Source organism: Thiocapsa marina 5811 (genome assembly GCF_000223985.1).
In the GTDB taxonomy this organism is placed as follows: domain Bacteria; phylum Pseudomonadota; class Gammaproteobacteria; order Chromatiales; family Chromatiaceae; genus Thiocapsa; species Thiocapsa marina.
The window spans coordinates 323,212-335,156 of sequence record NZ_AFWV01000003.1 but is presented as its reverse complement, the minus strand read 5'-3'; the positions used below and the strand labels follow the sequence as shown (position 1 = coordinate 335,156).

Here is an 11,945-nt window from a genome sequence, read left to right as displayed (position 1 = left end):
GCCGCCGCCTCTACGCGAAAGTCGAAAGGCGAAAGGTGAAAGGTGCAAGATGAAGGGGCAAAGGCTGATCGCTGGCGGCTACCATCGCCACCTCGTCACCCGCCGAGAAGCTCCGCCAGGCGACTCCCCATCTCCGCGGGCGAGCGCACGGTGACGGCGCCGGCCTGCTCGAGGGCCGCGTACTTGCCTTCGGCCGTCCCGCGCCCGCCGGTCACGATTGCACCCGCATGCCCCATGCGCTTGCCGGCAGGCGCCGTCACACCGGCGATGTAGGCGACCAGCGGCTTTGAGATCCGCTCGCGGATCACCTCGGCGGCCTCCTCCTCGCCGCTGCCGCCGATCTCGCCGACCATGATGATCGCCTCGGTCTGCGGGTCGTGCTCGAACAGATCCAGACAGGCGACAAAATCGAGACCCTGGATCGGATCCCCGCCGATCCCGATGCAGGTACTCTGCCCCAAACCCGCTTGGGTCGTCTGCCACACCGCCTCGTAGGTCAAGGTGCCCGAGCGCGACACGATACCGACCCGACCGGCCGCATGGATATTGCCCGGCATGATGCCGATCTTGCAGGCACCCGGCGTGATGATGCCGGGACAGTTGGGACCGATCAGGACGGCCGGGCTACCCGCAAGTGCGGCCTTCACCCGCACCATGTCCAAAACCGGAATCCCCTCGGTGATACAGACGATCACGCGAATCCCCGCATCCGCGGCCTCCAGGATCGCATCCGCGGCATAGGCGGCGGGCACGTAGATCATGGTTGCATCCGCGCCCGTGTCGCGAACCGCTTGATGCACGGTATCGAAGACCGGCCGATCGAGATGGCGCTGCCCGCCCTTGCCGGGGGTCACGCCGCCGACGAGGTTGGTGCCGTAGGCAATCGCCTGCTCGCTGTGAAAGGTGCCCTGCTTCCCCGTGAAGCCCTGACAGATGACACGTGTATTGTTGTCGACGAGAACGCTCATCTCAGACCCCTCCGGAGACCGCCGGACGACCGGCGGCCGCATCCACGACCCGCCGGGCCGCCTCGCCGAGACCGGCCATCGTCTCGACCGCCAGCCCGCTGCGTGCGAGCATCTCGAGACCCTGCGCCGCGTTGGTGCCCTCCAAACGCACCACCACCGGGACCGAGACCGCAACCTCCCGCACCGCCGCGATGATGCCCTCGGCGATCAGGTCGCAGCGCACGATGCCGCCGAAGATGTTCACCAGCACCGCGCGGACGTTGGCGTCGGAGAGGATCAGCTTGAACGCCTCGGCCACGCGCGCCGCGGTGGCGCCGCCCCCGACATCGAGAAAATTGGCCGGCGCGCCGCCGTGCAGCTGCACCAGGTCCATGGTTGCCATGGCGAGCCCGGCCCCGTTGACCATGCAGCCGATGTTGCCGCTGAGGCTGATATAGCTCAGCTCATGGCGCTTCGCGGCCAGCTCGCGCGGGTCCTCTTGGCCCGGGTCGCGAAGCGCCTCCAGATCCGGATGTCGATAGAGTGCGTTGTCGTCGAGGTTGATCTTGGCGTCCAACGCGATCAGCTCCCCTTGATCGTCCACCACCAGCGGATTGACCTCGACCAGACTCGCGTCCTTCTCGACGAAGAGGCGATAGAGCCCGTCCATCAGCTGCCCGAGCGACTTGATCTGACTCGCCTCCAGCCCCAGCCCGAATCCCAAGCGGCGCACCTGATAGGGTTGCAGGCCGACCGCCGGATGCACCCGCACCCGCAGCAAGCGCTCCGGCGTCTCGGCCGCGACGCGCTCGATGTCCATTCCGCCGGCCTCCGAGGCGACGAAGAGGACGCGCTCGGACTCGCGCTCGAGCAGCAGCCCGAGATAGAGCTCGCGGGCGATCGCCATCGGCCGCTCGATCAGGAGCGTATCGACCGGCAAGCCGTCCGGTGCACTCTGCCCCGTCACCAGACGCGATCCGAGCAGACGCCGTGCGGCACTCTCGACGGCGGACGGACTCTCGGCCATGACCACGCCCCCGGCCTTGCCGCGCCCGCCCGCATGGACCTGCGCCTTCACGACCCAGCGCTCGCCGCCGAGCGCAGTGCAGGCCCCAAGGGCCTCGTCGACGGAAGTCGCCGTCACGCCGTCCGGGATGCGGATCCGGTGCTCGTTGAACAGCCGTTTCGCCTGGTATTCGTGTAAATTCATGGTGTGGTCGCCGTCGCGGTGTGCCGAATCCCGAAGCGCTGCGGCCGCGTGGCCGCGCTATCTCCATTCTGGTCTAATCCGCGGCAGATTGGCAAAGGCGCTTTCATCCTCCGCACGCTCGGCACCGCCCGACGGCGTGTCCGAGCACGAGACCAGCAATGACGAATCACCCCGACATCGCAGCGGGCCCACCGAGCCCTGCAACGCACCGCGAGGGCAAGAGCCAACCCGGGCAGCCCGGCCATCCGCATCCGACCTGGCTTGCGCTGCGCTGGCTGTTTCTGTTTCGGCTCGTGGTGCTGATCGGACTCATCCTGTTGTTCTCGCCTACCGCGATGGATCCGCTCATCACGCCCGCCAACGCCGTGCTGGCTTGGAACGTCCTGATCTTTTACGCCATCCTGGTCCTGCTGAGCGGCCTGGCCCTCTACGCGCGTCGCCCGAGCCGCGGGAGCCAGGTCCACCTCGCCACCTATATCGACATCATCGCCTTCACCTTCTTGATGCATGCCGCCGGCGGCGCGGCAAGCGGTATCGGGATCTTGATCGGCGTCGCCGTGGCGGCCGGAGCACTTCTGATGGAGGGACGCCTCGCGCTTCTCTTCGCGTCCTTGGCCGCCCTGGCCGTGCTCACCGAACAGGTCTATTCGGACCTTTCCGGGAGCATCGCGACCACGAGCTACACCCAGGCCGGCCTCCTCGGCAGCATCTTCTTCACGGTCGCATTGCTGGCGCATGTGCTCTATCGCAGGGTGCGCGAGGCCGAGGCGATGGCTGCGCGACGCACGGTCGATATCGCCAATCTGACCAAGCTCAACGCCTTTATCATCGCCAACCTCGAGACCGGCGTCCTCGCCGTCGACGGCGAGCGTCATCTACGCCTGACGAACAGGGCCGCGCTGGAGCTTCTCGACGTCGATGCAGTCAAGCCCGGCAGCGCCCTCGGCGAGTTCTCGCCGGAGGTCGCGCAGTGGCTCGAGACTCAGGTCCAAGACCCGGCGCCCGAGGGCACCATCATGCGCGTCGGCGAGCGCGAGCTGCGTGCGACCCTGAAGCTGCTCGGCGATTATCGGGCCTCCGGCGCCTTGATCTATCTGCGCGACAACCAAGAGCTCACCCGCGAGGCCCAACAACTCAAGCTCGCCGCACTCGGCACCCTCACCGCCAGCATCGCCCACAACATCCGCAACCCCTTGAGCGCGATCACCCATGCGAGCCAACTCTTCTCCGATGGCAAGGACCTGCCGGAGGACGATCGCCACCTGCTCGACATCATCCAGCGCAACAGTGCGCGTATCGACGAGACGGTGCGCAGCGTGCTCCAGCTTTCGCGTCGCGACCGGATGGATCCGGTGTCGCTCGATGCGGCACTCTGGATCGAGGATTTCGCCGAGGAGTTTCGCGAGACCCACCGACTCGCGCCGGAACGCCTCACGCTCGAGATCACCTTTTCGCCCGATCCGGTCGAGGTGGATCCGCGCCATCTGCATCAGATCGTCTCCAACCTGTGCGAAAACGCCCTGATCCACGGCGGCTACGGGGACAAGCCGGCGCACATCGAGATCCGCCTCCTGCCCGGCGGCGAGGCCGCCGATCGCCCCGTGATCGAGATTGCCGACGAGGGGCCCGGAATCGACGCCAAGACCGCGCGAGACATCTTCAACCCGTTCTTCACCACGAAGACCAGCGGTACGGGGCTCGGCCTCTACATCGCCCGAGAATTGGCCGAGACCAACGGCATCCATCTCACCTACGAGGCCGCCGAGCCGCACGGCAGCCGATTCAGACTCCATTTCGCCCGGTAGCGGGCAGCCCCGACCGCCGGGGCACACGGCTTCTGTCGGACGCGGCCACGCGCTATGCTTGGGGAGCAGACGCGGTGCGCGAAAAACCGAGATAACGCTGTCTTAAACCACGCCAGCTCCGACAATCGTCGGAGCTGGCGCGGCCAAACCGATTCAACACACGACGCATACCGCACCGGGCGCGGTTTAAGCACGCATGGAACGCCTCGCGGCAGCACGCCCCGAACCCAATCATCCTAGACCACACCGAGGGAGCTGGCCGAATGACGAAGGCTCAAGCGCTGGTCGTCGACGACGAGTCCGATATCCTGGATCTCTTGAAGATCACCCTCGGGCGAATGGATATTCGGGCATTGACCGCCATGACGGTCATCGACGCCAAGCACCAGCTCGAACGCAACCATTTCGACCTGTGCTTGACGGACATGAGCCTCCCGGACGGGAACGGCATCGACCTGATCCGTCATATCTCCGAGCACTATCCCGACCTCCCGGTCGCCATGATCACGGCCCACGGCAACATGGAATCCGCCGTCGCCGCCATGAAGGCCGGGGCCTTCGACTTTGTCCCCAAACCGGTGGATCTTCAGCTTCTGCGCCGGTTGGTCGGCTCGGCGCTGCGGCTGCGCGAGACCGCTGCGGCCGGGGGGGACGCCCGCAGCGCCGGCGGCGCCAACCTGATCGGGGACTCGCGCGCGATGGAGCAGATCCGCCAAATGATCGCCAAGCTCGCGCGCAATCAAGCCCCGGTCTTCATCACCGGCGAGAGCGGCACGGGCAAAGAGCTCGCGGCTCGACTCATCCACGGCCAAGGTCCTCGTGCCGCGGGACCCTTCGTCGCCGTCAACTGCGGCGCAATTCCGCAGGATCTGGTCGAAAGCGAGTTGTTCGGCCACAAGAAAGGCAGCTTCACCGGCGCCGTCAGCGACAAGGAGGGGCTCTTTCAAGCCGCCTCGGGCGGCACCCTGTTTCTCGACGAGGTCGCGGATCTCCCGCTACCGGCGCAGGTGAAGCTCTTGCGGGCCGTGCAGGAAAAGAGCGTGCGTCCGGTCGGCGCCCAACAGGAGGTCGCCGTGGATGCGCGAATCATCAGCGCCAGCCATCGCGATCTCAACCTGGAGGTCGACAAGGGACACTTCAGGCAGGACCTCTTTTATCGCATCAACGTCATCGAGCTGCGCATGCCGGCGCTGCGCGAGCGTCCCCGCGACATCCCCGCCTTGGCGGAACGGATGCTGCTGCGTATCGCCCGGCATCATAAGGGTCAGCCCGCCATGACCCTGTCGCCCGACGCCTTGAGTGCCTTGATGGACTACGGCTTTCCGGGCAACGTGCGCGAGCTCGAGAACATCCTCGAGCGCGCCACGGCACTCTGCGAAGGGTCGGTCATCGCGGTCGGGGATCTCTACCTGCCTCAGGCCGACGGCCCGGCGCTCGCCGCACCGGTCCAGCTCGACGAGAGCGTTCCGCTCGAGGACTATCTCGGCGAGATCGAGAAGAAGGCGATCCTCGATGCCCTCGACGAAACACGCTGGAACCGCACCGCCGCGGCGAAAAAACTGGGGATGACCCTGAGATCGCTGCGTTATCGTCTCGCCAAACTCGGCATCGAGTAGCCGATCGCATGCCGCGCGCGCACCGAACATGACACCATCGACTTCCGACCCGAACGACCCCCATCCACCCCGCGATCCGTTCGTCGACTGGGTGCGCCAGGCCACACCCTATATCCACGCGCACCGCGGGCGCACCTTCGTGGTGGTCTTCGGCGGCGAGGCGGTCGCGGATCCCCGTTTCCCCGATCTGGTTCACGATATCGCCCTGCTGCACGGGCTCGGTATCCGTGTTGTCCTGGTCCACGGCGCGCGACCCCAGATCGAGGCACGACTCGCCGGTCGGGGTGCACAGCTGCGCTACGTCAACGGGCTGCGGATCACGGATCAGACCGCGCTGGCCTGCGTGAAGGAGGCCGCCGGAGTGGTCCGCGTGGAGATCGAGGCACTGCTCTCGCTCGGGCTCGCCAACTCGCCGATGGCGGGCGTGCGCATCCCCGTCGTTTCGGGCAACTTCGTCACGGCGCGCCCTTTGGGCGTCATCGACGGGGTCGACTATGCCCACACCGGGGCGGTCAGGCGGATCGACCGCCAGACGTTGCGGGCGGTCCTCGATCAGGGCGCGGTCGCCTTGATGCCGCCGCTCGGGTATTCGCCGACCGGCGAGGTCTTCAATCTCAGCTCGGCCGACGTGGCGCGCGGCGCGGCGGTCGCGCTCGGTGCCGACAAGCTGATCTTTCTCACCGAAGACCCTCCCCGGGATGCGTCGGCGGACCACGACGCTCGGGATCCATCCGCGGATCTGCTGGGATCCAACCTCCTCGCCCGCGATATCGACGGCCTGCTCGCCGCCTCGAGCGCGATCCCCGAGGACGTCGCCCAGTGCCTGCGCGCCGGTGCCGAGGCCTGTCGCAACGGTATCCGGCGCGTGCACTTGGTGAGGCGCAGGCACGGTGGAGCACTGCTGCGCGAGCTCTTCACGCCGGACGGGAGCGGCACCTTGATCTCCGCGGAACCCTACGAGGAGCTTCGACCGGCACGGATCGACGACGTGACGGGGATCCTCGAGCTGCTCCGTCCGCTGGAAGAGCGCGGCGTGCTGGTCCGGCGCTCGCGGGAGCGCTTGGAGACCGAGATCGACCGGTTCTTCCTGACCGAGCGCGATGGCTTGATTACAGCCTGCGCGGCACTCTACCCTTACCCGAGCGCGGGGATGGCGGAGTTGGCCTGCGTCGCCGTGCATCCGGATTATCGCGCGAGCGGACGCGGCGATCGGCTGCTTGCCCACATGGAAGACCTCGCGCGCGCCGGCGGCATCGCGCGCCTGTTCGTCCTCACGACACAAACCGCACATTGGTTCCGAGAACGCGGGTTCGAACCTGGCTCGCTCGGCGCCTTGCCGATGGAGCGGCAAGCCCTGTACAACTTCCAGCGCAGCTCGCAGGTCTACATCAAGGCGCTTTAGATCGCATCCACCAGCACGCGCACGGGCTCGGTATCGGCTCGGCGTCGAGCGCGTCTCGATGCGCTCGAGCGAATGCGATGGATATTGAATTTTCCCGACTTCATCCGCGGAGCCGTCACCTGATCAGGCGATGGCCGAGCCGTTCTTTTCTGACCCGATCATGACGATGTCGATCCCGATCCCGATGATGCCCACACCAGCAAGAATCCCCGGCCACTCGGACAAACGGTGGTTTTTGCAGCCCTTTGGCTTGCTTGCGTTCCTCCTGGTCTTCTCGGTGCTGCTCGCGGGCGACGCGCGCGCGACCGATCCGACGCCTGCCGGGTCGATCCCGGCCGCACCGGCGAGCAGCGGTAACCGCCTCCCGTCGGTCGACCAAGTCGAGGCCATGATCGCCGAGGTGGCGGCCGATACCGCACTCGACGAGGCCGGCAAGGCGGCCTTGACTGAGCAGTATCGGCGGACACTGGCAAACCTCGAGGCAACTCGGACCTTCGAGAAACAGGCCAACGATTTTGCCGCGGCGCTGACAACGGCACCCGCGGAAACCACGGCGATCCGGGAACAACTGGCGCAACGCGACCAGGGGGCGAGCGAGCCCGACGAGATTCCGAAAGATCTCCCGAAGGAAGAGATCGCGCGGCGCCTGAGCATCGTACTGGCCGACGCGACCGCACAGGAGACGCGTATCGGCGAGCTCGACAAGGCGATCGAACGCAGCACGGGCCGCCCCGCCGCCATCCGCGCACGCCTGACGGATGTGAAGACGGCGCTCGGCGAGATCGATACCGAGCTGAACCAACCCACCAGCGCCGACGCGGACCCCGCGTCGCTCGAAGCGCGTCGATGGGCGCTCGAGACCCGCCGAGCGTCGCTCTGGGCCGAGACGCGCATGCTCGAGCAGGACTTGCTGAGTCAGTCGGCGCGCGAAGCATTGCACCGCGCGAAGCGCGAGGAAGCCGTCTTGGAGTGGGAGACCCTCCGAGCCCGGCAGCGCCAGCTCGAGGAGCTGCAGAACCAGCGACGTCGCGACGAGGCGGAGGCGGCGCAGCGTGAATCCGAACGCGCTCGGATCGCGGCCGCGGACAAACATGCCTTGGTGCAGGAGGCTACCCGGGAGAACACCGAGATCACGACGTCCATGGGCGATCTGGCTGGCGATCTCGATGCCGTCGCCCTCGAGATCGAGAACCTCGAGGCGGAACGTAAACGGGTGGAGCAGAATTTCAGGGCGGCGCAGGAACGCATCGAGGCCGCCGGGCTCAGCAAGGCGCTCGGTCAGGTTCTAGTCGAGCGGCGCGACGAGATTCCCGATCTGCGGCGGCTGCGCGGGGAGATCGACGATCGCGACGACGAAATCGCCGAGGCCACGCTGAGACAGATCCTCTATCGCGAGGAGCAACGTCAGCTGCGCGATCTCGACGCCTATCTCGACGAGCTCACCGCGCGTGATCCGACCACGCAGCCCCCGGAGGTCCGCGAGCAACTCGAGGCGACACTCGAGCAAAGACGCCGGTTGATCACACAGGCGCTAAGCGTCGAGGATGACTACATCCGCCAGCTCGGCGAGCTGAACTATGCCGCCGACCAGCTCATTCAAACCGCCGAGCGTTTCGACGACTATCTCGCCGAGCGGTTGCTGTGGGTTCGCAGCACCCTCCCGGTCGGCATCGAGACCCTCGTCACGCTTCCCTCGGCCATCGGCTGGCTCGTCGCGCAGGAGCATTGGGTCGAGGTCGCAAAGGTACTGACGCACGCGGGAGTGCACTCGCCGCTGCTCTGGGGCCTATCGCTCGTTGTCGCTGCCCTGTTCTGGAAGCTCTCTGCTCTCCGACGCGCGATCCGCGCCACGGCCGAGCCGCTGCGCAGGATCCGGACGGATCGCCTGCGCCATACCGGCAAGGCCATCGGCCTTAGCCTTTTGGCGGCACTCCCCGTACCACTCCTGCTCTGGCTGATCGGACTGCAACTGTCGACATCCACCGAGGCCACCGGCTTCACGCGTGCGCTGGGGTCGGCCCTGATCGCCACCTCCGTCGGCCTCTACTATCTGCGTGCGTTCCGAACACTCTGCATCACGGGCGGGGTCGCCGACCGACACTTTCGCTGGAGGCAAGACACCCTTCAGCGGATCAGACGCGAGTTTGATTGGTTCAGCATCGTGATCGTCCCGATCGCCTTGACGGCGATGGTGCTCTTCAACGACAGCGACCCCGCCTTCAGCGGCAGCCTCGGACGCCTGGCGATGATCGCGACCATGGTGGCGTTCTCCGTCTTCTTCGCGCGCCTGTTGAGCCCCGCGACGGGCGTCCTGAGAGAAGCCCTCGCGGCGTCCCCGAACGGTTGGCTCAACCGCTTGCGTCACGTCTGGTTTCCGGTGATCGTCGGCGCGCCGCTGGGGCTGGCTGTGCTTGCGCTGCTGGGCTATGTCTACACGGCCGGAGTCCTGTTCGAGTCGCTGGTGCAGCAGACCTGGCTCGCCCTCGCCCTGATCCTGCTGCACCAGCTGATCGTACGTTGGTTGATCGTCACCCGGCGACGTTTGGCCCTGACGGCGGCCGTAGAGCGTGCCAGCGCGCGCCGTGCGCAAAGCGAGGCCGAACGCAAAGTGACCGCCCCGGCCGCCTCGGAGCTGCAGGTCGATGAGCCCGAGCCGGATCTCGCCGCGCTCGACGAGCAGACCCGCCGCCTCATCAACGCCGCGGTGTTCTTCACCGCAGTGCTCGGGGTGTGGCTGACCTGGTCGGATGTCTTGCCGGCCCTGTCCATGCTCGAGCGCATCCCGCTGTGGCACTACGAGGGGATGGTCGACGGCGTCGCCCAGCCGATCCCGGTGACGGCGGCCGACCTCGGCCTGGTGCTGGTGATCCTCTTCGTTGCGACCGCTGCCGCCAAGAATCTCCCGGCCCTGCTCGAGATCCTGCTGCTTCAGACCGAATCCGTCTCGGCGGGCGGGCGTTATGCGATCAAGACCCTGGTGAGCTACGGCATCACGGTCGCCGCCTTCCTGCTCGCCTTCAGCACGCTCGGGTTGAACTGGGGACAGGTGCAATGGCTCGTCGCCGCGCTCGGCGTCGGTATCGGCTTCGGCCTTCAGGAGATCGTTGCGAACTTCATCAGCGGCATCATCATCCTGTTCGAACGCCCGGTGAGGGTCGGCGACATCGTCACCATCGGCGATACGACCGGCGTGGTCACCAACATCCAGATCCGCGCAACCACCATCCGTAACTGGGACAGGCAGGAGCTCCTGGTGCCGAACAAGGAGTTCATCACCGGACGGCTACTGAACTGGAGTCTGACCGATCAACAGAACCGCATCACGATCCCGATCGGCATCGAATACGGAAGCGATACGCGCAAGGCACTCGGCATCCTGGCGAAGATTGCCGAACAGCATGAGCGGGTCCTCGACGACCCCGCCCCCTTGATCAGCTTCGAGGGATTCGGCGACAACGCCCTGACCATCGTCCTGCGATGTTATCTCAACTCGCTCGACGGTCGGATCGGCGTCGCCACCGAGCTGCACCAAGCGATTTACGATCGCTTCAAAGAGGCAGGAATCGGGATGGCCTTTCCGCAACGCGATGTCCATCTGTCGATGCGCGCGCCCTTGGATATTCGTTTGGATCCCGCGGTTCGCGACGCGTTTCGGGCCGCGGAGCAGGTTTCCCAAGGCGATTAAACCGCGTCTCCACGAGGTTCGGAAAAATCCCTAGTCCCGACACAACGTGAACATGACGCATGTCGCTCTGGACGCGGTTTAGGCCTGATCAGCCCGCCTCGCGGCGGGCCACCGGCTCAGCCCAGCTCGTCGAACTCGGGGTCGTCGAGAAGCTCGCGAAGCCGTTTGATCTCACGCATGTGCTCGATGCGACGACGCACCGCCAGATTCGCCGCAGGGGCGCGTGAATCCGGGCCGGTCATCGACGGCACACGCTCGTTGGCCTCCTCGCCGTAACTGCTTTCGTTGTCCATCATCTCCGCTACCTCGGGTCACACAATCGCAAAGGAATCTTCGCCGCTCTTTAATCGAAAGACGGCTCAGCGTCAAGCTGTTGTTTGCTCCGTGATCGACTCCTCCCTCGAACCGGGTCGCGTCGTGCCCGGCAAACCGAGCGAGGCGTCGATGCCGATGCCGATCGAGTTGCCCTGAACCATCGCGGGCCTCAAGATACTCGGCCGACACCAAATCGACTCGAAGAGAAAGGAGACCTGACCTTGAACGAGCGAGCGATCCTGATCTGGGACCTACCGACCCGCCTCTTTCATTGGTTCCTTGTGTTGCTCGTCACGGCGGCGTTCGTGACCGGCCTGCAAGGCGGGAATCTGATGGTTTGGCACGGGCGTATCGGGCTTGTGATCCTGGGCCTGCTGGCTTTTCGCCTCGCCTGGGGCGTCCTGGGATCGACCTATGCGCGATTCGGGCACTTCGTGCGTGGACCGGGCGAGGTCATCGACTATCTGCGCGGTCGCTGGCAAGGGCTCGGGCACAGCCCTTTGGCGGCCCTTTCCGTGCTCGCATTGATCGGCCTGCTGCTGTTTCAGTCGATCAGCGGCCTCATGACCAACGACGATATCGCCTTCACGGGCCCCCTCTACGACCTGGTCTCCAAAGCGACCAGCAACTGGCTGACCGGGCTGCATCGCCAGAACATCTGGTTGATCGGCGGGCTCGTCGCACTCCACGTCTGTGCGGTTCTCTTTTACACGCTGCTGCGCAAGGACGATCTCATCCGTCCCATGATCCATGGCCGCAAGCGCGTCTCGAACACGGCGGCGCAACCGGCGACCGGAGGCGGCTGGATCGCCTTCCTCGCGGCCTTGGCCATTGCCTTCGCCGCGGTGTGGATCGCCGACGGCGGGCTGCTTCCGCCGCCTCCGCCGCCTCCTCCACCCGGCAGCATCCCGACGTGGTAACGCGGTTGGACGCGCGAAGTCACGCCCGCCGCCGCCGATTGAGTT

Annotated in this window: 8 protein-coding genes; 5 read left to right on the top strand and 3 right to left on the bottom strand. The window is 66.1% G+C overall.

Annotated elements, in window-relative coordinates:
* Positions 1-95 precede the first annotated feature (95 nt).
* Both sucD and sucC read right to left on the bottom strand, forming a co-directional pair.
* Positions 96-968 carry a succinate--CoA ligase subunit alpha gene (gene sucD / locus THIMADRAFT_RS05930; RefSeq protein ID WP_007192075.1) on the bottom strand — a complete coding sequence of 291 codons (873 nt, stop codon included), beginning with the start codon at positions 966-968 and terminating at the stop codon, positions 96-98.
* Position 969: 1 nt separating this feature from the next.
* The gene (sucC, locus tag THIMADRAFT_RS05925; protein WP_007192074.1) at positions 970-2,157 is read right to left on the bottom strand and encodes an ADP-forming succinate--CoA ligase subunit beta; all 1,188 of its coding nucleotides are present in this window, start codon (positions 2,155-2,157) and stop codon (positions 970-972) included.
* Between the two features lie 158 nt (positions 2,158-2,315).
* On the opposite strand from sucC, the gene THIMADRAFT_RS05920 reads away from it, so the two are divergent.
* The 4 genes from THIMADRAFT_RS05920 (at position 2,316) to THIMADRAFT_RS05905 (ending at position 10,665) form a co-directional block, all read left to right on the top strand.
* Positions 2,316-3,962, top strand: a complete 1,647-nt coding sequence (locus THIMADRAFT_RS05920) for a sensor histidine kinase (protein WP_007192073.1) — start codon at positions 2,316-2,318, stop codon at positions 3,960-3,962.
* A gap of 263 nt (positions 3,963-4,225) precedes the next feature.
* Positions 4,226-5,578: a sigma-54-dependent transcriptional regulator gene (locus tag THIMADRAFT_RS05915; RefSeq protein ID WP_007192072.1), complete on the top strand. Its 1,353-nt coding sequence runs from the start codon at positions 4,226-4,228 to the stop codon at positions 5,576-5,578.
* 28 nt (positions 5,579-5,606) lie between these two features.
* Positions 5,607-6,980, top strand: a complete 1,374-nt coding sequence (argA, locus tag THIMADRAFT_RS05910; protein ID WP_007192071.1) for an amino-acid N-acetyltransferase — start codon at positions 5,607-5,609, stop codon at positions 6,978-6,980.
* Positions 6,981-7,230: 250 nt separating this feature from the next.
* Positions 7,231-10,665: a mechanosensitive ion channel domain-containing protein gene (locus tag THIMADRAFT_RS05905; RefSeq protein ID WP_233490192.1), complete on the top strand. Its 3,435-nt coding sequence runs from the start codon at positions 7,231-7,233 to the stop codon at positions 10,663-10,665.
* A gap of 116 nt (positions 10,666-10,781) precedes the next feature.
* Here THIMADRAFT_RS05905 and THIMADRAFT_RS05900 read toward each other — a convergent pair whose 3' ends face one another.
* A complete protein-coding gene (locus tag THIMADRAFT_RS05900; RefSeq protein WP_007192069.1) occupies positions 10,782-10,961 on the bottom strand; it encodes a PA3496 family putative envelope integrity protein in 180 nt (59 codons plus the stop codon).
* Between the two features lie 240 nt (positions 10,962-11,201).
* Between THIMADRAFT_RS05900 and THIMADRAFT_RS05895 the strand changes: the two genes are divergently transcribed.
* Positions 11,202-11,900 (top strand): cytochrome b/b6 domain-containing protein, encoded by a 699-nt coding sequence (locus THIMADRAFT_RS05895; RefSeq protein WP_007192067.1) that lies wholly within the window; start codon positions 11,202-11,204, stop codon positions 11,898-11,900.
* The last annotated feature ends 45 nt before the right edge of the window (positions 11,901-11,945 follow it).

What these genes read in the sequence shown, in the direction of transcription:
- sucD (WP_007192075.1), bottom strand. Translation starts at nt 968, where the DNA reads ATGAGCGTTCTCGTCGACAACAATACACGTGTCATCTGTCAGGGCTTC.
- sucC (WP_007192074.1), bottom strand. Translation starts at nt 2,157, where the DNA reads ATGAATTTACACGAATACCAGGCGAAACGGCTGTTCAACGAGCACCGG.
- THIMADRAFT_RS05920 (WP_007192073.1), top strand. Translation starts at nt 2,316, where the DNA reads ATGACGAATCACCCCGACATCGCAGCGGGCCCACCGAGCCCTGCAACG.
- THIMADRAFT_RS05915 (WP_007192072.1), top strand. Translation starts at nt 4,226, where the DNA reads ATGACGAAGGCTCAAGCGCTGGTCGTCGACGACGAGTCCGATATCCTG.
- argA (WP_007192071.1), top strand. Translation starts at nt 5,607, where the DNA reads ATGACACCATCGACTTCCGACCCGAACGACCCCCATCCACCCCGCGAT.
- THIMADRAFT_RS05900 (WP_007192069.1), bottom strand. Translation starts at nt 10,961, where the DNA reads ATGATGGACAACGAAAGCAGTTACGGCGAGGAGGCCAACGAGCGTGTG.